We start from the raw sequence: 23,615 nt of genomic DNA on the forward strand, positions 1-23,615 counted from the left end.
ACATAGACTCTGTGTTATGTGATTGTCGCAGAGTCATCATAAGCTCAGTGCATGACACTGAGATGGAACTCTGTATAGCCACCCCTAAGACATATCAATCTGTAGCATTCTGTGATACTTCTCACATTCGATTGTAGAAAATTGTGATGCTTTTGTACATTTTATCCGCCTAGAAAACTGGCTGTATTCGGAGGTTTATGGCGACCTATCGACAAAACCCTATAAATGCACGACGAATGGTGAGCTAAAAAACAGCATTTTTAGACCTCAGAGACAATGTCCGTCATCAGAAAATATAGGGCACTATTTAAGTGCTTGTGAGTCACTCGATATCCATCTGAATGGAAGATTATTAAGACTGACTAAGAGCCTAATCAACACAACAGATTAACGACGACTTAAGGTCTATAGCTATTCAATTTATCTTTTTGTACTCAGTTAGGTATTAAAAACATTGTTTATTGCAGCTGATAATGTGTCACATTAAACAGGCTGACGTCATACCGTTCACATATCTAAGGATGCCCCATCAGCCCAGCCACAACAGTAGCGCAAGTTAAATAGCTTCTGCCAAATTACCTTTTTCTTCTAGCCACGCTTTGCGGTCTGAGGCACGTTTTTTGGCCAATAACATATCCATTAAACTTTCGGTTTCTTTGACATCGTCTAAGGTCAGTTGTACCAAACGGCGGGTATTGGGATCCATTGTGGTTTCGCGTAATTGCAAAGGATTCATTTCGCCCAAGCCCTTAAAACGAGTCACTTGCGGTTTAGCCCGTTTGTTTTCTGCTGCTAGGCGGTCAAAAATGCCCTGTTTTTCGCTATCATCAAGGGCGTAGTAGGTTTCTTTACCACAATCAATCCGATATAGCGGCGGCATAGCCACAAACACATGACCATTTTTGACCAAAGCGGCAAAATGTTTGACAAACAACGCACACAACAAGGTGGCAATATGCAAACCATCGGAGTCGGCATCCGCTAAAATACAAATTTTGCCGTAACGTAAGCCTGTTAAGTCGTCATTGGCAGGGTCAACACCAATCGCTACGGCAATATCATGCACTTCTTGTGAAGCCAATACTTGGTCTGCCGCAACCTCCCATGTGTTTAGAATCTTACCGCGCAACGGCATAATGGCCTGAAACTCTTTATCACGCGCTTGTTTGGCCGAACCACCTGCCGAGTCACCTTCTACCAAAAACAACTCACCACGCATCACATCTTGGCCTGCACAATCGGCTAACTTACCTGGTAAAGCGGGGCCTTGAGTAATTTTTTTACGTTCGATTTTTTTGCTAGCACGTAAACGTTTATTGGCACTGGCTATCGCTAATTCAGCTAATTGTTGCCCCACATCAGGATGTTGATTGAGCCATAACGAAAACGCATCTTTAACTACACCTTGTACAAATACCGAGGCTTCGCGTGACGATAAACGCTCTTTGGTTTGTCCCGAAAATTGTGCTTCTTGCATTTTCATCGACAACACAAAAGCCACACGTTCCCACACGTCTTCGGGGGCTAGTTTGACATTACGGGGTAATAAATTTCTAAACTCACAAAATTCACGCATGGCATCGGTTAAGCCTTGACGTAAACCATTAACGTGTGTGCCATGTTGTATCGTAGGAATTAAGTTTACATACGATTCTTGAATGGTTTCGCCGCCTTCGGGCTGCCATAACACCGCAAACTCACAGGCGGCGTGTTCTCCCTTAAAATCGCCGACAAAAGGCTCAGCAGGTAAACATTCAAAGTCTTTACAACTGTCAATTAAATACGCGCGTAAGCCATCTTCGTAATACCATGTCTCTTCTTCTTTGGCTTGTTTATCCACCCATTTAATTTGCAAATTAGGACACAATACCGCTTTAGCTTTTAATAAGTGTTTGAGTGCTTTAGTATTAAATTTAGGATTATCAAAATATTGTGAGTCTGACCAAAAACGCACACTCGTGCCTGTTTGACGTTTGGGTACAGACCCAATTACCGCCAATTCTTTCGATTTATTGCCATTGGCAAAACTGATGGCATATTCTTGACCATCTCTTTTAACTTTAACTTGTACTTGGCTGGATAAGGCGTTGACCACCGAAATACCCACACCATGCAAACCACCCGAAAACTGATAGTTCTTATTAGAGAACTTTCCGCCTGCATGGAGTTTGGTCAAAATTAACTCCACACCCGACATTTTTTCTTCAGGGTGCATATCAACAGGCATACCACGGCCATCGTCTATCACTTCTAAAGAATTATCTTCGTGCAAAATGACTTGAATTTGACACGCATGGCCAGCCATTGCCTCATCAACCGAATTATCAATCACTTCTTGGGCTAAATGATTGGGACGACTGGTATCGGTATACATACCTGGACGGCGGCGAACAGGGTCTAGCCCCGATAAAACTTCAATCGCATCAGCGTTATAAGTAGTCATAAGTATTTAATATAGTAAAAAATCAATAATCGCGGGAATATGGTATTCAAAACTATCAAAGGCATGATTACCACCCTCCTCCACCAACATTGGGGAACGAGGATATTTTGCCAACGCTAATCTATAGTCTAAAGTCTCATCGGCTGTTTGTAATAGTACCCATAAGCGTTCAGGATACCTCAGCGCGTCAACTTCTATCGCTAATAATTCATCAACTTGAGCTTGGGTTAAAACGTAGCCCTTACCTGTATGATAATTACGCTGCTCACCCAACAGTGACCTTAACAAATCATAGGCTTTAACCGCAGGATTAATTAACACAGCGTTGTTACCATAGTGTTGATTCAGCCACGTGGCATAAAAGCCACCTAATGAACTGCCCAATAAACCCGCACTGGGATAACGCTGCACCAACGCTGTGAGTATATGTATCGCTTGTTTGGGATACGCATTCAGGTCGGGGCTAAAAAATTCTATATCTGGCCGATAGGTGGCTAACCATGTGCGTATAACAGTTGCTTTATGCGACAACGGCGAACTGTTAAAGCCATGAATATAGATGAGCGTTGACATAAAAGGTCTAATCATGATGCGCAAATAGCGTATAAGACCTAATGCTAATGATTCATGTCATCAGATGCAAGTCAACACCCTTATTTACGGAAGCGATGAGGCTTAATAGCCTTTGACTGTCCAATCAACAACAAATTTTACCCCCTCGACCCGAGACACCGCTGTTTCGATTTTGCCGTCAGCATATAAATCAAACCAACGGTAACCTGGTGCAATATCATCCACGGCAAAATCTGAACTAAGGGGCTTAAATTGTACGCACGTTGACGGTGCAGATAATAAGCGGACATTTTGACGCATACGGTCAGATTCTTGATGCACATGCCCCCACACAATCGCTTTAATGTGGCTAAACTGGTCAATCACTTGCCAAAAGTCATTCGCATTTCTAACCACTTGGGTATCTAGCCATTTACAGCCCATGGGTACAGGGTGGTGATGCAAACACACCATGACATGATAATCTTTACTTTGCTCAAGGGCTTGTTTTAAAAATTCTAACTCTTCGGGCTTGAATTTACCTGGCACTTCGTATTCAACACTGGAGTTGAGCATAATAATGCACCAGTGTTCATATTGAATCACACAAGGGCTTAAATGGCTTTTATTGTTGCCCAGTATATTGAGTATTGGCTGTGTAATATCGTGATTACCCTGCAACCAATAATTGGGGGTATTAAATTGCGCTAAATGCTGTTGAAAACGGGTATAGGCTTGCTCGGACGCATCTTGAGCAATATCCCCTGTGGCCAAAATGACATCAATGTGTGACTGCTCGCGTTTTACTTTCTCCAAAACTAAACGCAAACTGTCTTCGGTATTTAATCCCAACAGACGACCTTCTGTATTAGCAAACAGATGACTGTCGGAAACTTGCACTACACGGAGTGGCGGTTGTTTGTGTTTTTTCAAGATGCCATCCCTAAAGCGGACACTTATTGTTGTATTAAACGTAAGAATACAACTTTTTTCCAGCGACTCAATCTACAAATCGGCAAAATTTTCTTTTTTTTGCCAACGTGTACGTAATTTGACCTCATTTAACAATAACCATTGAGCGGCAATGACCGTCGTGGCATTGATTAATCGTCCTTGTGTCAAATAGGCTTGCAATTGCGCTATCTCAACCACACAGGCACGAATATCTTCCCCTTCTTCGGGCAAACCATAAATCCCACCCGCTTGACTTAAATCCGCTTGGGCGACAAAGAGATGTAAACACTCGCTGCTACAACCTGGCGTTAAGTAAAAGCGCTGCACAAACTCAAGATGCAGTAAACTAATACCTGCTTCCTCTTGCGCTTCTCTGCGTACAACTTGTTCTAAACTTTCCTGTTCTGCATCGACCAACCCCGCCACTATTTCTAATAGCCAAGGATTGTCTTCGGCTAATGCCCCAACACGAAATTGCTCAATCAACAACACGGACGCTAAGACTGGGTCATAAATCAATACGCCCACTGCTTGTGGTTTCACCATTAATTCACGTTGAATCACCGTCCCCATCTGCCCCGAAAATAAACGGTGTTTGAGGCGTAAAACATCAATACGGTTAAAGCCTTGAAATAAGGTTTTACGTTCGACGTGTTCAACATCGTGTGTTTGCTTAAATAGGGTTTGTTCCATGTTATCTTAGCCTTTTTTCAATGCGTTACATCTCTATTAATAGTAGCCTGTATGCAGCGTAGCGAAATACAGGAAGCAACAACCCGTGTTACGTTTCACTTCACACGGGCTACTCATGTTTTATATTGGAGTTATACCACCTTATAAATTTCACTGCCTTGCGCTTTAAACTCTTCTGACTTTTGGCTCATGCCTTCGGCTTGTGCCTCCAGACTATCCGCATAATCACGCACATCTTGAGTAATTTTCATAGAACAGAATTTTGGCCCACACATCGAGCAAAAATGCGCGACTTTATGGGCTTCTTTGGGCAAAGTTTCATCATGGAAACTCCGTGCAGTATCAGGGTCTAAGCTCAAATTAAATTGGTCTTGCCATCTAAATTCAAAACGAGCTTTTGACAAAGCATTATCCCGAATTTGAGCACCTGGATGACCTTTGGCTAAATCAGCGGCATGGGCAGCAATTTTATAAGTAATAATGCCGTCTTTAACGTCTTTTTTGTTGGGTAAACCTAAATGCTCTTTGGGCGTGACATAACACAACATCGCAGTGCCATACCAACCAATCATCGCGGCACCAATTGCGGAGGTAATATGGTCGTAACCTGGTGCAATATCGGTGGTTAATGGCCCAAGCGTATAGAATGGTGCTTCGTGACACCATTTTAATTGTAAATCCATATTTTCCTTAATCATGTGCATTGGCACATGGCCAGGCCCTTCAATCATCACTTGTACATCATGTTGCCACGCAATTTGGGTTAATTCACCCAAGGTTTTTAATTCACCTAATTGCGCTTCGTCATTGGCATCCTGAATTGAACCAGGTCTTAAACCATCACCCAACGAAAACGACACATCATAAGCCTTCATAATTTGGCAAATTTCGTCAAAATGGGTATATAAAAAGTTTTCTTTATGATGTGCCAAACACCATTTGGCCATAATTGAGCCACCACGCGAGACAATACCTGTTAAGCGTTTAGCGGTCATAGGGATATAACGTAACAACACCCCAGCATGAATGGTAAAGTAATCGACACCCTGCTCGGCTTGTTCAATTAAAGTATCACGGAAGATTTCCCATGTTAAATTTTCAGCAATACCATCAACTTTTTCGAGTGCTTGATAAATCGGTACTGTGCCAATGGGGACAGGTGAATTACGCAAAATCCATTCACGGGTTTCATGGATATTTTTACCTGTCGATAAATCCATGATTGTGTCTGAACCCCAGCGAATTGCCCACGTCATTTTGGCGACTTCTTCTTCGATGGAAGAAACAAGGGCTGAATTACCAATATTACCGTTAATTTTTACCAAGAAATTACGGCCAATAATCATTGGCTCTAATTCGGGATGGTTGATGTTGGCAGGAATAATCGCACGACCTAAAGCCACTTCTTGACGGACAAATTCGGGGGTAATTTCTTTGGGAATCGCCGCACCAAACGATTGACCTTCATGCTGATTTAATAAACCATTGGCGCGAGCTTCTTGTAATTTTAAGTTTTCACGAATGGCAACAAATTCCATTTCGGGGGTAATAATGCCTTGTTTGGCATAGTGCATTTGCGTGACATTTTTACCTGCTAACGCACGGCGTGGCTGACGTAAATGACCAAAACGCAACGGCGCTAAGGCAATATCTTTTTCGCGCTGACGGCCATAAGACGAGCTTAAACCGTCTAAAACTTGGGTATCTTCGCGCTCAATAATCCAATTATCACGAATACCTGCCAAACCTTGACGAATATCAATAGTGATATTGGGGTCGGTATAAGCACCTGATGTATCATAGACCACCACAGGCAGATTTTTTTCGCCACCAAAAGCGGTGGGGGTATCGTCTAAATGAATCGCACGCATGGGTACACGTATATCTGGACGTGAACCCTGCACATAAATTTTATGTGAGGCAGGTAAAGGCTGAATGGCGGCGGTATCAACTTGCGCGTTTTCGCTTAAAAAATGAGATGTGGTCATACTATAGTCTGTATTAATCGAGGACATAAAAGAATGTGGCGACTATACCCTTGTCCTCCATCAGATGCCACTAGGCAAGGAACTGGACAAGGCAAAGTGATGTAAATTTGTGTCTCGGATATTGCTTTAACGCGCATAAACCAATACCCTCGACATACTTTCCATACTCATCGGTATGTTGCTATGCGTTCATTCGTTTTACCCGCTTTGATGTTAACGGCATTTGCCGCACCCGCTTATGCTTTAGATTTAGCGCAGGCCTATGAGCTTGCTCTTAAAAATGACCCACAATGGTCTGCGACCACCAATCAATACCTTGCTGAAAATCAAAAAGAAAGTATCAGCCGTGGTGCGCTTTTACCCACCGTTGGATTCTCAGCCAGTCTCAATCGTAATAATATTTCGCCCGAATTGAGTGATAGTTTTGACTACACAGGCCAACAATACGCCCTACAAGTACGTCAACCCCTGTATCGTGCTGATTTATGGAATGCTTACCAAAAGTCCAAATCATTGACGTCCGTTAATGAGGCTAACTATCAACAAAAACAACAAGAACAAGTGTTACGCGTCAGTGAAGCGTATTTTAATGTATTACGTGCACAAGAAACCCTAGCGGCTGCCAAAGCCGAAGAAGCGGCATTAAAACGCCAGCTCGAACAAGCACAAAAGCGTTTTGATGTGGGCTTAATTGCCAAAACCGATGTACTAGAAGCACAAGCGCAACTGGATGGCTCGACGGCGGGAAGAATCAGCCAAGAAGTGAATTTGTCTAGTGCTCGCGAGGCGCTCAGTGCCATTATTGGCAACGATAACAGTACGTTGAGCAGCTTACGCAGTGATTTTATTGTGACCCCACCACAACCCAATAACCCCGATGATTGGGTGAAACTCGCACACGAAAAAAATCCCCAGCTCGCGGCAGCACGCTTTAATTACGCAGCAGCCGAAGATGTCATTCGCGAGCAACAAGCGGGTTATTTACCGACCGTAGACTTTGTCGGTAGTTTTGCAAAAGTGGATAATGGCAGTGATAATAGCCGTTCATTTAACAATGCAGACCAAGTCACCGCAGGCATCGAATTACAATGGTCGCTTTATGCGGGTGGCCGCACACAAAATGCTATTAAACAAGCCCATTATGCTCGTGATGCGTCTAAAGACCAAATCAGTGCTATCGAACGGCAATTAACCACACTGGCACGTACATCCTTTTTAACAGCTTCTGCCGACAGTTATCGTGTCACGGCACGTCAGCAAGCCATGAAATCTGCCGAAGCCGCTCTAGCCGCTACCAAAGCAGGTTATGATGTAGGAACACGGAATATTGTCGATGTGTTACTTGCCGAACGTAATGTCTATGCCGCAAAACGCGACTATGCAAACTCACGTTATGATTATGTGATTAATACGATTAAGTTGCGTGCATCTGCAGGTCAGCTCAGTGAAGTCGACATTAAAGAGCTAAATGGCTGGCTTGGTCAGTAAGCCTGATGGACTGTGTGCGTACACAGCACACAGTCTGTTGATTACTCGACGGCCTTCTGCTCAACCAATACCACATTTGCACCACTGATGGCATATTTACTCAGCCATTTTTGACCATCTAACTGACTATAAACAAAAAACTGATTGCCCACGACAGATAGAGTGGTTTGCGCACTACGCGGACTGGTATTATCTGTTAAAACTGCCCCTTTGATACTCAACACAGGATAACGCTGACAATCTAGCTTATCCGTCGTACATTGCATGACGTTCAACGACTGCTTCTGCTGATTGTCTGCATCTATCCATAACATGGTATTGTCATGCATGTTGGCTGCAACCAAAACATGAGTGATATTATTCACTTGATTCGTGGTGGTAATATCCCCGTCAATAATTTTGACACGAATAAACTGACTGATTTTTTCTGCGTCTTTTTCGTTATATAAGAATAAATTAAGAAAGTAACTGCGACTGGTGATGGTCTGCACATTGGCGGCCAACACTTTACCATTCAAACCGTAATTTTTAGACAGCAAAGGGCTACCACCCGCATCAAAAGAAAAAAGCTGATAACCAGTTTGCTTGGGGGTGCTAAACCACAAAATTGCACCATCTACCGTAGGTAATACACCCTCTGCCTTCAAATTGGTGTTAAATTGATATTGCGTGATAGGCGGCACATCGTTAGTCAATATGCTCACCTTCGCATCACTTTGTTGAATACGCAGAGGCTGTACCGTCAATAATTGGTCTTGCCCAAACAAAGGTGGCTGCGTTGCGCTATTCACACCCGTCCCTATGGTTTGACTGGCATCTAACAATAAGGTCGTGTCTAAGCTACCTCCCCCTCCTAAATTAGGCGAGATATTGCCACCCGTCCCCCCTGTACTCACGCCTGCAACATCAGGTGTCGTACCACCACCGCCACAACCTGTCAGTTGTAAACCAAGGACACACCATAAAGATGCCACGAGATTGAATGGCTTAAACTTGGACATAACGCATTTTTCTCCAGTGCCTAGCTTAGCGAGCCAACTCATCAGATACTTTAAGCAAGCGCACATGATATTTATCGCTTTTCAGTGACCCACTTGTCTCACCAGCCGAAGATTCTGGCAAAAATGGTGCTCCAAAAACCACACTCCAGCTATAGGTTGGCTCAAACTGAACAGGGGTTGACGTCCAATAAGGAAAGCTCGCGGTATTAGGAAATAACAAGCTGTTAATTGCTGGATTGATACAGGCTTTATTCACTAAAGAACGTAGCTCTTTAATATTAGGTAATTGGTAACCCCGCCCAAACTCGCTAGCGGCTTTTAGAGCCTCTTGCCAAGTATAGGTCAATGCTTCGCCTTCACAAGTTAAACCATTCCACGTTTGGCCTAAACTACAACGTTGCCAAATCAAACCTGTTTTTAGGTCTTTCACTTCTTGAGGATTAGCTTGTATTTGATAGCGACTATTAGGCGTATCACTGATGATATTGGCAAAACAAGCGGCAAATAGAGAGGGGCTATTTAAGAGTCCTATCATTAATGTGGCGATAGGGTACACATGTCTACATTTATTCATGACCTGCTCGCACTAATCTAATATAGTTTTCGTTGGTACTGAATCGTTGATTTTTAGCAATACTTCTAACCAGACCAAATTCAAACATAACAACTACAGCAAACTGCCCCGAGCTACCCGTCGTTTCTGCTGTCCAATAGTTTGCACTTTGTGTGTTGGGAAAATAGTGTGTATCAATCGTTGGCGAAGACTGTCCGTAATGCACTAAACCCTGTAGTTGCTCAGCCGTCGGCAAACGCCAGTCTTTGTAGCCACACAAACCTTGTTGATTGATTGCTTGTATATACGTTAGCGTATTCTTATTGCCATTTTCTAAACCAAAATTACCACCATTTTGAGCGGTATCAGGATTATACCACGTATACGTATTGTCATAATCCTCTAAGCCGCCATCATTGGTTTTAGCCTCCCACAATAAGCCGGTGTGGTTATCCCGTACACAATGCCACACGGTGGCATTTGCGGCTAATGGCTTCCCTGATATGTCGATTTTAGTAAAATCAAAGCCTGCAGCACCTGCACCCAATTTAGCCAATTGTCCTTGTTGTGCTTGATAATCACGACCTACATTCGCATCTTGTTGCCACGCCGACCATTCGCCTAAGCCAGAGCCTGCACATAAGCTAATAATATCCGTCTCTGTTTGACAATCAATCACGCCTGTATCATTTAAGGCATTTGTTGCTAGGCTATCCGCAATAAATGTTTGTTTCAGTAATAGTTTGCCTTGTGTATTTTTTACTTGAATACTGGGCACTTGTTGCGCTTGTGGCGTACAGGTGAGACGCAATACTGTTGCCGATTGTTGTGTGATTGCAACATCCGTACAGGCTACCGTCTCAATATTGACACTATTGGGCGACAACTTACTACCAATAATAGACACCGTAACGGGCTGCCCAATAAACACCTTAGTCGGCACTTGTATGGCGCTTACTGAAGGGATAGTTGAGGGCGTGGCAGCGGTGGTATTATTTTCATTACATGCCACCAGTAATAAGGCGCTTAGTCCTACAAGCAAGGTTATACGAGTCATTATCAATCATCGCGCATCAAAAAATAAGCCGTATCTTAAAACGATTTAGACATTAACAATAGCTCAACAAAACGATTTATTTTCGATTTTTTTACAGCCAATCGACTCAAAATAGAGATTAAATGAGCCAAAAGGGATACTAACAATCCCCCCCTAATACGTCGGCTAAGCGCAGTAGTCATCAGATTTTACGGCGCAACTGATAAACTCCATCTGCCGATAAAGCGGTCAAATCTTACTCAATCTCGCGTGGGCGCAGGTGGGATGACGTCCACAGGCATGTTCTGTCGCTCAGCATAATTAAACATCGCGACAGTAAAACGTTGGTCTGCATTAGACTTAACTTTGTCTGCCTCACATAAGATGTCAGCAAAGGTGAGCATTTCTTGCATAAACGCTTGCCATTTTTTGCGTGAGTATTGCTCTAAAATAGCAATGGATTCTGGCGCTAAACCATCAGCAAATACTGCTTGGTCTAAAAATTTTTCTCGGCCTGCCGTTTCCAAATTATAAGTTGAGGCCGCTAAGTGGTCATTCAAAATACGCGCAAACAATTGATAGAGTTGCTCACTGGCTTGGTCTGGTAAAAAAGCCTTATGTTGCAAGCAAATCGTATCCTGAACCTCATCCCACTCAACCACTTTAATACGAATGAGTTCATTGAGAATTGAACGTGGATGTTTATCTTTAGAAACCGACAACACCAATTTTTCAAAACTCATGACCTCTGGGTTATCACTCATAAAGACCAAAGCATCAGGATAAATATCTTGATTAGCCAACCATTTGCCAATCACTTCCGCAGGCACAGTACTACGAGTAATCGCTGCAATGGGTTGTTCTTCTAAAGCGGTACGTACCAGTTGTACATCGCGACGTTGTAAACCACTTAATAGACTAAGGGCAGAATCCGTTTTTTTGCTGCCCAATCGTTCTGCTTCTAATAGTGCTTGCTGTAGAAATACTTTTTTTAAGGCTTGGGCAAACTCAACATAGGTAATACCGTGACGAATTAACCATGCCACTAAACGTTGCATAATCGATAAGACGGTATCTAATACTAATAAACTATGTTTAGCTTTCATATCGTTAGCCTAAATTTCATCTTTTTACGTAAATCACATCAGTCCTATCGTCGGTTTAGCCGCTTTCTATTCCTTACTTGTGTATTTTAACCCGTTAGCTAATAATAGTTTGATACTTTATAGGGTTTTTGCGCTTTTTTTCGCAAAATCCACACTAAAAAATAATTAACCCATTAGATATGGATAAAAAACACTTTTAGACACTATAACACATTATTTAATACATATTTGATTTTCCGTAAAAATAAAAAGGGCGAACTTATCAGGTTCGCCCTTTTTTATTGCCAACAGTATTTTTGCCGAATAACTATTGCACACCGAGAAAAAGTTTATTTAGTGATGGTCATGGTGATGATGTTTGTGTTTTTTGTACCAACCTTTATGTTTACCATGCCCACGATGATGTTTAGCTTCTTTTACATAAACCACTTTTTGTACAACAACAGGTTGCGGCTGTTGGACGACTACATGCTCTTTGACAACGGTGGTTTGTTTTTGGCCACTGGAGCCAATCGCTGCGCCCGTTGCCCCGCCAATCGCCGCGCCGATAATTGCACCATCTCGCCCATTCATGTCATGACCAATCGCTGCACCAATCGCCCCACCGACTGCACCGCCGACGACTGAACCTGAATCTGCGGCTAATATGGATGTAGATGTAAAAACACCTAATAATAGGCTAGTCGCTAAGATATGAGTTTTCATCATATATTCCCTCATTACAACTCTCTGATAAATCACTGATACGCTAAAGAGAGTCTGTTTGGCTAGTTGATGAGTGAACTATAGTGAACCCCCTACATAAGTTATAGCAGTGTTTTACCCTAATGATGTAAGGGCAAGTAATAGAACTGCTCAATTCGTTACCAAACGCATGGACTGCGTAAGCCTTCTGTAACTTTTACAAACTTTTTATAACAACCGCCATGCGATATCTGCGACCTATACCCTATAGAAAACCTACTGACTGGCATGCACCCCTACCACGCCGACCACAATCAAACAGGTAAAAAATAGCTTGCTTACGCTATAAACTTCATTGAGCCACACAAAAGCAATCACATTTGACAAGGTTAAAATAGTGCCTGTGGTGACAGACGAGGCAAATCCCATGTCAAAATATTTAAGCACTTTCGACCATGTGACAAATGCGGCCGTATATGAGGCTAATGCAAAAGCCAATAACCAGATTTTTTCTTGTTGGCTATGTAAACGCGCTAAAAAAGTCCCAAAGACATTAAAAAACACCGTGAGTGCGATAAAAATACTGCCTGCTGCCATGTTATTTATGCTCCAAACCTTGAGCGTGTGTGGCTTTGCTGAGCGTATTTTTTGTCTTAAACACCTTACTTAAATCATCAAACAAGGTATATAAAACTGGCACTACCACTAAGGTTAAAATGGTTGAGGTTAATACCCCACCAATCAAGGCATGAGCCATTGGCGCACGTTGTTCTGAGCCTTCACCTAAGCCTAAAGCTAAAGGCAACATGCCAACCACCATCGCCGCCGTGGTCATTAAAATGGGACGTAAACGGGTGCGTGCAGCCACTAAAATGGCTTGTTCACGGTTCATACCCTCTTTAATTGAATGCTGAATAAAATCGACCAATAAGATGGCATTTTTAGTCACCAAGCCCATAAGCATGACAATACCGATTAAGGAGAAAATATTGAGCGTGCTTTTGCATACAAACAACGCCAAAAACACACCAATCAACGATAAAGGCAATGAAGACATAATCGTTAAGGGATGAATAAAACTATTAAATTGCGCACCCAACACAAAATAAATAAACAACACCGCCAAAATTAACGCAGTTTTGGCATAACCCATAGACTCATCCATGTCTTTGTTTTGGCCTTGAATTTGGAAACGGTAACCTGCTGGCAATTGCATTTGACTGGCTACTTCACGCATATCTGCCCCGACATCACCCGCAGGACGGCCTTGAACATTCGCCGAGAACAACACTTCACGGTATAAATTACGGCGATTAATTTGTGATGCGCCTTGGGCATCATCAATTCTCGCCACTTCACCCAACATCACCATTTCAGGTTGACCATTAGCATTCATTAAACGACTACTGGTTAAGGGTAAAGCCCAAATATCATCTCGGTTTTGACGGTCTGTTTGTGATAGCTGTACACGCACATCATAGTTTTCACCTTGGGCATCTTGCCAAGTGGTGACCGCATCGCCTGCCAATAAAGGCCGTAACGCTGTACCAATTTGACTAATGGATACGCCCATATCTGCCGCTTTTTCACGGTCAACTTTAATGGCATAGGCAGGACGTGCCGCTTTGAGTGAGCTTTCTAAATCAACCACACCGTCAATTTTGCTGACTTTGGCTTGATACTCTTCGGCAATAGTACGTAATTGATTAAGGTCTTGGCCTTGCAAGGAAATTTGAATCGGTTTTAAGCCACCACTAATTGATTCTTTGGCAGCAGCTACCGAACTAATTTCAACTCCTGCCATTTGGCTTAAGCGTTGGCGTAAAATACTGACCAATTCTTTTTGGCTAACTTTACGTTCTTTTTTAGGCACTAAACGCACCCGAATACCGACTTTGTTTTTGCCCGCATCCATGCCACTGTTAATGGTGGCATAGGTGGCTTGTACACCGTCATAACTGCGAATCACCGCTTCTATTTGCTCAACTTTTTGTTGGGTATAGGCTAAAGAAGAACCGACTGGCGTGGCTAATTTCACACTAATTTCGCTTAAGTCAGGCTCAGGCACAAACTCCTTACCGACAAACTTTGCCAAAAAGAACGCTAAAAATAAGGAAGAAAAAGCGACAATTAAGGTTTCACGGCGATGATTTAATGCCCAACGAATGACACGAGCATACTGTTGACCAAATTTTTCTAAGGTCACATCAAAACGTGTTAAAAACTGCTCTAGATATTGCCCCACCAGTGTTTTAGGCTGTTGGTGCTTCTCAAAACGTTGTAAGAATTTATTGAGTTTTTCGTCTTCGGTGCGTGGGGCTTTGTGCTCATGTGGATCGTGCCAAATACTCGACAACATCGGGTCGAGGGTAAAACTGACAAACATTGACAGTAATACGGCACAAGCAACTGCTACACCAAACTGATAAAAGAAACGGCCAATAATACCGCCCATAAAGGCGACAGGTAGGAAGACGACAACAATCGTTAAAGTAGTCGCTAACACCGCCAAACCAATTTCGCGTGTGCCATCCATGGCCGCATGATAAGCGCTTTTACCCATTGCTGCATGACGTACAATGTTTTCACGCACCACGATGGCATCGTCAATTAACAAACCAATACACAACGATAACGCCATTAAGGTCATGGTATTCAGCGTTAAGGCACACAGATACAAACCAAACACTGCACCTAATAAAGCGATTGGCAAGGTTAAACTGGTAATTACGGTTGAACGCCATGAGCCTAAAAACAGAAATACCACCGTCACGGCTAGAATCGCCCCTTCAATTAAGGTCGATTGCACTTCTTTTAAAGAGGCACGTACCGATTTGGCACTGTCCGCCACTTCCAACATACTTACGCCTGTTGGTAAGTTGGGGCGCAATTCATCAGAGGCTACACGCAACGCATCCACCACGGCTAAGGTATTAGCACCCGTCATTTTGACAATATCAATACTGACTGCACGTTGGCCATTGACTAGCGCTAAGGATTGGGCTTCTTGTTCGCTATCGCTAATCTCGGCAACTTGCTCTAAATACACAGGTGATTGACCACGCATCGCCACCACTAAACGCGCAAAGTCTTGGGGTTCAATCATTCGGCCTTCAACTTGGACTACTTTTTCTTGTACATCATTAACCACTGTACCAGACGGTAAATCGGCACTATCACTACGCAACGCGGCTAATACTTCACCGACCCCAACACCCAGTGCTTGCATTCGTTCGGGTTGCAAATGAATGGCTATTTCGCGGCGTACACCACCGACAACTTCCACCTTACCCACACCGGTCACACTTTGTAAACGACGGACGACTTGTTGTTCAACCACGGTGGTTAATTCGCGTGGTGATAAGTTTTGGGATTGAAAAGCAATCGACATAATCGGTGAAGATTCTGGACGATAACGCTCTACCAATGGGTCTTTAATTTCGGGGCGAAATTTCACTTTTACCGCCGCGACTTTATCACGCACATCTTGTACGGCAGTGGTGATGGGTACGCCTAAATCAAACTCTACAGCAATGCGTGAACGGCCTTCATAAGAGGTGGAAATAATCCGACGCACCCCTGCAATGGTATTGATGCTATCTTCTAATTTGCGGGTAATTTCTAATTCAACAGCTTCGGGCGAGGCAGCAGGATAATCAGTAACAATCATCACATAGGGGTATTCAATATCGGGAAACTCTTCAACACTGAGTTTTTGCCACGAAAAAATCCCCAATACCATTAATGCCAACATCATCATGGTGGCTAAAACAGGATTATGAATCGATAAACGGGTTAACCACATATTAACGACCGTCCTTAAAACGGACGATACGTCCTTCGTTTTGCGGTAAAGGCGGCAACAACAACACACGTTCGCCCGCTTGTAAGCCTGTGACCAGTGCTAAACTTTTTGCTTCATCACGACGACCAACACTCACACTTTGTGCCACCAAACGATTATCCCGAATCACATGAACCACTTTTTGCCCTTGACGTTCTTGCACCGCAGAAAATGGCACAGCCACACCTTGTTGGGCTTGGTCATCACGGACATAACCTTTGGCAAACAAACCACCGCGTAATAAGCCCTTTTGATTATTGACGAGTGCATACACATCAACCCGACGGCTACCTGCTTTGGCGACAGGATTAATGCGCGTGATACGCCCTGCAAAAGTTTGGTCGGCATAACCATCGGCAGTAAAATAAATCACTTGGCCCACTTTAATTGCCGCAACTTCGGTAGCTGCGACTTGAGCAACCAGTTCAACTTGACTTAAATCGACTAATTTTAATAACGGGGTATTGGGCGCAACACTCTGCCCTGCATCCACTAAACGTTCAGACACTGTACCTGCATAAGGTGCGCGCACTGCCATATCGGCTAATTGTTGTTTGGCTTGAATAACCGAAACCTCGGCTGATTTAACTTGTGCGTGGCGAATATCGACTTGACGCTCGGCATTAGCTAAATCGTTGCTTGAGGCATAATTTTGTTGTTGTAAGGGTTTGATGCGGTCTAAGTTTTGTTGCGCTAAGGCTAATTCTGCTTTGGCGGTTAATAAACTCGCCTCGGCTTGTTGTAAACGAGCCACTAAATCACGGTCATCTTGGACGACTAAGACTTGCCCTGCTTTGACTGATTGCCCTTCACGAATAAACACTTGTTTGACTTCGCCCAATACACGGGCGTTTAAGATGGTTTGACGTACAGGGGCAATTGTGCCTGTCACTGCAATATCTTGAGCAATACGGGTATTTTGTACCGTAACCACATCCACTGAACTTAGTTCGACAAAAGGGTCACTGGAGCTATATTTGCTCGTTGATTCCTCTGGCCATAACCATATCGTGAGTAAGATTATCCCTAAACTGATATGCCATCCTTGTTGTTTACACAATGAGGCGAACATGGTTATAACCTCCCACTTTCAAAATAGGGAATTCTGGTGTTATCTAAATTGGGTAAGGATTGCTCATCAAAAGCGGCGGTGTACTGATAAGCCTTTAAGGGAATACTGCGAAAGTCTGCAAGTACTGCTAAACGAGGGTCTGCTTCGGATAGTGTTAACGTCATGGCACGTTTGCCTTGTTGACGTACACCTTGCCATGCGGCTTGTAATAATTGTCTAAATGTGTCGTGGTCTTCGGGGTGTGTTAAAGGGGAATGTAAGGCTAAATAATCAAAGGTATCCCCTTTAGCTGGCAAGACAAACCCACCGCTTAACAGACTCCAAAAGTTATAAAAGGGTCTAAATAAGGCCACAGAACGGCTGTAATCTAAAACCCGTGTTTGCTTAAAAGACTTCTGATTCCAAAGACCTACCAAGCCTTTAATCTCTTGGTGCTCATCTACACACAAAATAAAATCGTGGATAGACATGCCATTAAAATACGGATGTGCCGCTTCAACATCCCAAAAGTTATAATGGGGCAAAAACTGATAATACGCTGCCATGTTTGTCACAAAGGCGTTCATTGCAGGAATATCGGCCTGTGTAGCGGGACGTAGTTGCGTGGATAGGGTTATCGGTTTACGACAGCCTGTAATGGTATGAGTGAAAATACTGCCCATCGGCTTAAACAAGGGTAAACCCGCACGCGCCCCTTCTAATGCGCCACGCGACTTATCGTTTTCTTCTAAAATAACCGATTGATACCAATCATCTTTCACACATTCTCTGACCGCACGATTGATATAAATCAATACTCGACTACCTTGGTAGGCTTCGGCAATGCGTAAATCTGAGCCATAACGAATGGTTTTAATCTGACCATCGACATACACATCACGCCAGCCCATATTGACCATTGCCACTAGGTCTTTATTGTCCTTACGCTCAACAACCAAGGTTTCTGGACGTAAATGCGAAATCAAGGCCGAGGTGAAATAATTCGGTAAACGCTCAAAGGCAAATTTAACGCCATTCGAGGGTTGAGGCTGTGCGATTAAGGATAAAATAGCCTGATTGTCGGCGGCTGTTGCCGTACGAATACTAAAACTGGTCATGATGCTTTGCCTACCCAATGATTATCTACACCCGATAAGGGTAAAACGGCTAACACCTGCTGAACCGCCGCACGCGGCATACGTCTAACGGGTTCAGGTTTGATATTGCCTTCAATCATGCCGCTGGCAATCGCAATTTGTTGATAAATCTGCCACGCATCTTCGGCAACAACGGCTAAAGCTGGCTCCAACTGGCGTAAATCACGTGCCAGCTCATAATGAAAATGTTGGCACAACTCGTGTTCAATCATCGCGGCTATGTCATAACACACATGGTACGGCGTCACTTTTTGTGGCTGACTAAATAAAGCCACATAACGAGGACGCTGTTTATTCTCGCCTGTCACTGCCATTAAACTGACAGGATGCACACCAAATTTTTGGCCAACTTTGGCCAAGACCTGACGCGCGACATCGGGCGATAATTTTTCGCCTACTAAATCGACACCAAAACGCCGCCCCAAAAAGCTAAAGCAAGGAATCTCACCCCAAAAACCATTAACGACAATACGGTCATCTAATTGATATCTTAATAATCCATTGCCGCTAGTAATAATAGGACTGACAATATCGCCCTCTTTGAGTTCCCACGGGGCTAAAATGCCACCATTGCTTAAGTCTTCAAATTCATAGACATGACTGCGATAGGCTAAAGGATATTGTCCATCGACAGGAATGGTCACTACCCCCTCAGTTGCCCATAAGCCTTTACCCTCAAACGCAGCGTGTGGAAAACAAGCCTTTAATTGTTTTGCCCACGGGGCTGCCTCTGCCGTATCCCATGCCGAGACTAAGGCCAATTGTGGCCATAACTCAGAGGCTTGTACTGAGGCGTGTAAGCTCAATACATGCGCCAAGGCCTGTGCACGTTTAGGCGCATAGGGCGCACGCATTTTGGCTAAGGCATGGCTACGCTTGAGCCATTTACCTGTTTTTAAGACTGTACAAATTTCGTCTGCCCAGACAGGTAAGGCGTCTAGCAATTGCAAAGCAAAGGTAGGACTCCACACCGATAACATACGCAAATTAGGTTGTGCGACCAAATAACACAATGTCGCAAATAAGGCATCTTCGGCACTGGCGGCTAAGGCGACATCGGCCGGGACAGCCTGCGACTGCCCTGCTAACACGCGTTTTACCGAGCCTAATAGTTCACTGTCATCATTTAAGTTAGCTTGTAACTCACTATATTGACTCTGTGGCAACCATGACACCGACCAATAATGCACGCCCCCATTAATTTGCGGATAATGGCGATACATGCTGGCTAACCACGGCGCAATAGCCGCATCTAACTCCTGTAAAAAGGCTTTGGTATATGGAATAAACTTGAGTTTTTCGGAAGAACCACTGGTGGGTTGATAACGTACCAAGGGACTCGTGGTTAATAAGGTCTGTCCTTGGCGTTGTTGGTGAATGGTCGACTGCCAATCCGCATAACGGGTGGTGGGCTGATGAATACTAAACTGCTCCCACGTTTGTTGCGACAAACGCGGACGCGCCTGTGCCTGTGCAACTTGTGCCAAAATGTGTTGTAATTTACGTCTTTGCACGACTTCTAAATGTTGATGCTGCTGACGAAATTGTTTATCGGCACGGCTGCAAGCCCACTGTAATGCCTGATGCGTCAAGCGATTAAACATGATGTTACCCATTATTGTGAAGCAAACAGCCTACTCTTGGCACAGTCAGCATAGACAGTGAGACACAGGGTGCGCTGTATGATTGCGTGTCTGGACACTATCAGCCGACACGCGGTTGAAGACCTAATGACTATGCGCGACGCTGTATAGGGCTGACCAAGACAGGCGCACGTAATGGATGTACTTCTGCTCTGCTCGTTGTTTGAGGCTCTACGTTCAGGGCATCTCGACGGCCTTTACTCGAGGCTTTGCTGAGATATTTGAGCACGTATTTACCCAAATTTTCTAAATCCAGCACCCCCACACAAGGTAACTCCGTACCGCGTCGCCATTCGGGATTACATTCTTCAAAAAAGCGAATCTTGCGATTTTGATGACGTAATGTGTCATCAATCTCGGCGACATCGCCCTTTAAGCATTGATAATCATGGCCAAAATCCAATACACGTTTCTCGGCATCATAGTAGTCAGCAAACATTTGCTGACAATAATCATCCACAACGTCGGCTAAGTAACCATGCGTATTTGAAGGATTGGGATAATAGGTGGTAAAGTTATTGGCTAATAACAAGTAGGTTTTGAAACCCTTAGAGATTAACAACCAATAAAGGGTTTGACGGGGGTGACGTGCCTTTTCTAAGACCACAAATTTATAAAATGCAACCTGTAACGCACGCGAACCCCAATAGGCTCGTTCAATGATGGTATCGCCACTAAAAACAGCGCGTGCTTTTTCGCCTTTGACCATCAAATCACTGGTGACAATGGTAGAAAAACCGACAATACGTTGCTCTTTAGGGCAAGTTAAAATAAATGCGCCTGTTTTTTTACTCAAATCGCGTAAAAAAATATCCCACGAGGTATTTTCATAATATTGTGAGTAAATGCCATACATTTGACGAATATCATGTACGTCAATTTTATGTAATGGGTAATACTTAGCGTTTAGCTTTGGCGTGTTGGTTTGAGCTTTCATAGTTTTCTTCTTATTAGTGAGGTCTTACGCATCTCTCGACGAATAACGCATCAACAGCGCACCCAATTTGCACATACAGGACTCAACGCATGTAGTGCGTAAGCCTATGGCGTGGCCTGTTTAGCAAAAATGTCTTTTGACTAACCACCCCTGCCTTAACCCATTAGGTATGCCGAAATACGTCACCGCGTAAGCCCTTTGCTAAGCAAAGAACAAGGATGCGGGAAATGTTTTATTGTGTGTGGCTGTAATTTTCGTCGCCTTTTTGCTACCAGTCATCTATTTTTTCGGCCAAGTTATATGCAAAAACGGCCAAACCTCCAAAATAGCATAGCCCTTTCTACAGTGCGCGCGTACACTAGCTTTACTCAAAAAACAACAATAATTTTATGCTATGAACATCAACGACCTCCCTTTTTTGCCCGTTGTCTATCTCAACAAATTAGTTGAACTGATGGCCGAAGAACGTATTCAAGCCGAATACATTTTACGTGACTGTGGTATTAACGCCTCAGTGCTTAACAAACCCGAAGCCTTTTTATCGGTATATCAAGTACGTGCCGTGGTTAGCCATTATTTGGGCTTAACGGCACAAAGCCATGCCGCTATTCGTTACGGCCAGCGTTTAGATTTGATGACTCACGGTTTATTTGGTTTTGTCTTTACGTCACGACTGCCTTTTCGTGAGTTCATGACCACCATTTATCATTATCTGCAAGTGCGTTTGCCTTTATTGGTGTTAGAGATGCGCCATGAAAACGATTACATTGCACTACGGGTCTCTTATAAACAGCCGCTAAATGAGCTTGAAGCCTTTGTCACTCAAGCATTCTTAACCAGCCTGTATACCTTAGTCTCCTTGATTAGTAAAAATATTAGCTTGCATTTTCAATCACATATCCTCAGTAATACCCATAACCTTGAGCAAGTATTAGCCGCCCATATTGAGCTAAATGCCAGTTATAACGAAATTCGTTTTTATGCCGCCGAGTCCCATCAAACACGGCTACCGACAACCGTGAATCTGCAAACAACTGAGCATGACCCATTTTATGAGCATAGTCTCGTGGTTAGAATGCGAAATTACATTTTGCGTCATGTTGATGAGGCGCTAAGTGCAGAAGATGTTGCCAATCACTTAAATATGAGTGTACGTACCCTACGTCGCCGTTTAGCGGACATTGGCATGAGCTTTAATGAAATTCGTTTAGAAGTCAGAATGCAAACCGCACAGCGCTACTTAAAAACTTCCAATCAAAGCATTGAACGGATTGCCAATTTAGTTGGCTATAGTGACCAAGCCAGCTTTACCCGTGCATTTCAAAAATGGTCAAACGAAACGCCCGATACCTTACGTCGACGTTATCGCGTCAAACAACAACACGGACACAAGCACACGCAGACAGCGGCGACAATAATCAATACGCATTAGTAGGATTGCTAGGTATACTACGCCATTTCCGCGTATCAGGATTGTTTTAGAAGGATATTTAGATGTTTGGCCGTCTACTCCGTGTACTTAGCGTGTATGTATTGAGCAGCTATAGTGTGTTTAGTTATGGGCAAAGCCTGTGTGTGTTTGATGTTCTTGGTGTACAAGGCCCCTTTTATGGGGCGATGCGTGAATACGCAACCCAAGCCAATAAATGGCAAGTGACGCTTGAGCTTCGCGCTTACAAAGATGAACAACAACTATATGACGATTACCAACAAGGACACTGTGATGCTGCGTTAATGACAGGCATTCGCGTACGTGACTTTAATTTATTCAGTAGCAGTATTGAAGCGATTGGGGCTATTCAGAACTATCCACAATTACGTGCAACCATAGACACCCTTTCTCGCCCCGAAGCGGCCAAACTACTGTCGGGTGATGGTCATGAAGTGGGCGGCATTTTACCTGTTGGCTCTGTGTTTTTATTCCTAAATGACCGCGCCATCAACTCAGTAGACAAATTACGTGGCAAAAAAGTCGCTGTTCTCGACCACGATATCGTGCAAATTAAACTGGCAGAACGGCTAGGCTTTCAGGCCTTAGCGTCCGATATTCAACATTTTGCTAGCAAATTTAATGAAGGCATCACCGACTTGGCGGTATCACCTGCCCTTGCTTATTTACCTTTAGAATTATACCAAGGCGTCGGTAATAAAGGCTTGGTACTCAATATGCCGATTGCTCAGCTCAGCCTACAAGTTCTACTGAAACAGGATAAATTTCCAACCGGCTTTGGCCAACAGTCACGCCGTTATTTTGCTAGCCAATTTGAGCAATTCTTAAAGCCCATTATCAAAGCAGAAGAAGAAATTCTTTATTTTTTTCCTGCACCTGATGGCGAATATGAAAACTACCAACAGTTATTACGCAATGCCCGTATTAGTCTCACGGCAGATGGCATTTATGACAAAAAAATGATGGCCTTATTAAAGAAAATTCGTTGCCAACAAGCGCCACAAACTAACGAATGTGCAGATACTCAGGAGTAAA

The 23,615-nt window shown here is 43.6% G+C and carries 18 protein-coding genes and 1 pseudogene; 3 read left to right on the forward strand and 16 right to left on the reverse strand.

Annotation, left to right across the window (positions count from 1 at the left end; translation table 11 throughout):
* Positions 1-556 precede the first annotated feature (556 nt).
* The 5 genes and pseudogenes from parE to thiC all read right to left on the reverse strand — a co-directional run.
* Positions 557-2,443, reverse strand: coding sequence for a DNA topoisomerase IV subunit B (gene parE / locus C8N29_RS05255; protein ID WP_107865003.1), 1,887 nt, complete (start codon positions 2,441-2,443; stop codon positions 557-559).
* 6 nt (positions 2,444-2,449) lie between these two features.
* Positions 2,450-3,016, reverse strand: a complete 567-nt coding sequence (locus C8N29_RS05260; protein ID WP_107865004.1) for a YqiA/YcfP family alpha/beta fold hydrolase — start codon at positions 3,014-3,016, stop codon at positions 2,450-2,452.
* A gap of 102 nt (positions 3,017-3,118) precedes the next feature.
* Positions 3,119-3,928 carry a 3',5'-cyclic-AMP phosphodiesterase gene (cpdA, locus tag C8N29_RS05265; RefSeq protein ID WP_170106898.1) on the reverse strand — a complete coding sequence of 270 codons (810 nt, stop codon included), beginning with the start codon at positions 3,926-3,928 and terminating at the stop codon, positions 3,119-3,121.
* 72 nt (positions 3,929-4,000) lie between these two features.
* Positions 4,001-4,642, reverse strand: coding sequence for an NUDIX domain-containing protein (locus C8N29_RS05270; RefSeq protein ID WP_107865006.1), 642 nt, complete (start codon positions 4,640-4,642; stop codon positions 4,001-4,003).
* A 131-nt stretch (positions 4,643-4,773) separates the two neighbouring features.
* Positions 4,774-6,570, reverse strand: a pseudogene (thiC, locus tag C8N29_RS05275) (phosphomethylpyrimidine synthase ThiC); the annotation flags it as partial.
* A 243-nt stretch (positions 6,571-6,813) separates the two neighbouring features.
* Here thiC and C8N29_RS05280 point away from each other — a divergent pair.
* The gene (locus tag C8N29_RS05280) at positions 6,814-8,118 is read left to right on the forward strand and encodes a TolC family outer membrane protein (RefSeq protein WP_107865007.1); all 1,305 of its coding nucleotides are present in this window, start codon (positions 6,814-6,816) and stop codon (positions 8,116-8,118) included.
* A 41-nt stretch (positions 8,119-8,159) separates the two neighbouring features.
* Here C8N29_RS05280 and C8N29_RS05285 read toward each other — a convergent pair whose 3' ends face one another.
* The 11 genes from C8N29_RS05285 to C8N29_RS05335 form a co-directional block, all read right to left on the reverse strand.
* Complete coding sequence (locus C8N29_RS05285) at positions 8,160-9,119, reverse strand: hypothetical protein (protein ID WP_107865008.1); 960 nt, start codon at positions 9,117-9,119, stop codon at positions 8,160-8,162.
* A gap of 25 nt (positions 9,120-9,144) precedes the next feature.
* Positions 9,145-9,693, reverse strand: a complete 549-nt coding sequence (locus tag C8N29_RS05290; protein WP_239986962.1) for an Lcl C-terminal domain-containing protein — start codon at positions 9,691-9,693, stop codon at positions 9,145-9,147.
* Positions 9,686-10,729, reverse strand: coding sequence for an Lcl C-terminal domain-containing protein (locus tag C8N29_RS05295; protein WP_107865009.1), 1,044 nt, complete (start codon positions 10,727-10,729; stop codon positions 9,686-9,688). Before C8N29_RS05295 ends, C8N29_RS05290 begins: the two co-directional genes overlap by 8 nt.
* A 239-nt stretch (positions 10,730-10,968) precedes the next feature.
* Complete coding sequence (locus tag C8N29_RS05300; protein ID WP_107865010.1) at positions 10,969-11,814, reverse strand: DUF6502 family protein; 846 nt, start codon at positions 11,812-11,814, stop codon at positions 10,969-10,971.
* A 333-nt stretch (positions 11,815-12,147) separates the two neighbouring features.
* The gene (locus C8N29_RS05305; RefSeq protein WP_204509281.1) at positions 12,148-12,522 is read right to left on the reverse strand and encodes a glycine zipper domain-containing protein; all 375 of its coding nucleotides are present in this window, start codon (positions 12,520-12,522) and stop codon (positions 12,148-12,150) included.
* A gap of 252 nt (positions 12,523-12,774) precedes the next feature.
* Positions 12,775-13,095: a DMT family transporter gene (locus C8N29_RS05310; protein WP_107865012.1), complete on the reverse strand. Its 321-nt coding sequence runs from the start codon at positions 13,093-13,095 to the stop codon at positions 12,775-12,777.
* Between the two features lies 1 nt (position 13,096).
* Positions 13,097-16,303, reverse strand: coding sequence for an efflux RND transporter permease subunit (locus tag C8N29_RS05315; protein WP_107865013.1), 3,207 nt, complete (start codon positions 16,301-16,303; stop codon positions 13,097-13,099).
* A 1-nt stretch (position 16,304) separates the two neighbouring features.
* The gene (locus C8N29_RS05320) at positions 16,305-17,414 is read right to left on the reverse strand and encodes an efflux RND transporter periplasmic adaptor subunit (protein ID WP_107865014.1); all 1,110 of its coding nucleotides are present in this window, start codon (positions 17,412-17,414) and stop codon (positions 16,305-16,307) included.
* A 2-nt stretch (positions 17,415-17,416) separates the two neighbouring features.
* Positions 17,417-18,511 carry a hypothetical protein gene (locus C8N29_RS05325; protein WP_107865015.1) on the reverse strand — a complete coding sequence of 365 codons (1,095 nt, stop codon included), beginning with the start codon at positions 18,509-18,511 and terminating at the stop codon, positions 17,417-17,419.
* Positions 18,508-20,154: a GH3 family acyl-acid amido synthetase gene (locus C8N29_RS05330; protein ID WP_239986963.1), complete on the reverse strand. Its 1,647-nt coding sequence runs from the start codon at positions 20,152-20,154 to the stop codon at positions 18,508-18,510. The genes C8N29_RS05325 and C8N29_RS05330 overlap by 4 nt, the downstream gene beginning before the upstream one ends.
* Positions 20,155-20,284: 130 nt before the next feature.
* On the reverse strand, positions 20,285-21,130 hold the full coding sequence (locus tag C8N29_RS05335; protein ID WP_107865017.1) for a hypothetical protein: 846 nt from the start codon (positions 21,128-21,130) through the stop codon (positions 20,285-20,287).
* A 394-nt stretch (positions 21,131-21,524) separates the two neighbouring features.
* Here C8N29_RS05335 and C8N29_RS05340 point away from each other — a divergent pair, with 394 nt between their 5' ends.
* Both C8N29_RS05340 and C8N29_RS05345 read left to right on the forward strand, forming a co-directional pair.
* On the forward strand, positions 21,525-22,562 hold the full coding sequence (locus tag C8N29_RS05340; protein WP_107865018.1) for a helix-turn-helix transcriptional regulator: 1,038 nt from the start codon (positions 21,525-21,527) through the stop codon (positions 22,560-22,562).
* Between the two features lie 62 nt (positions 22,563-22,624).
* Positions 22,625-23,614 (forward strand): putative solute-binding protein, encoded by a 990-nt coding sequence (locus tag C8N29_RS05345; RefSeq protein WP_107865019.1) that lies wholly within the window; start codon positions 22,625-22,627, stop codon positions 23,612-23,614.
* Position 23,615 lies beyond the last annotated feature (1 nt).

This window comes from Agitococcus lubricus, from assembly GCF_003051055.1.
GTDB classification, from domain to species: domain Bacteria; phylum Pseudomonadota; class Gammaproteobacteria; order Pseudomonadales; family Moraxellaceae; genus Agitococcus; species Agitococcus lubricus.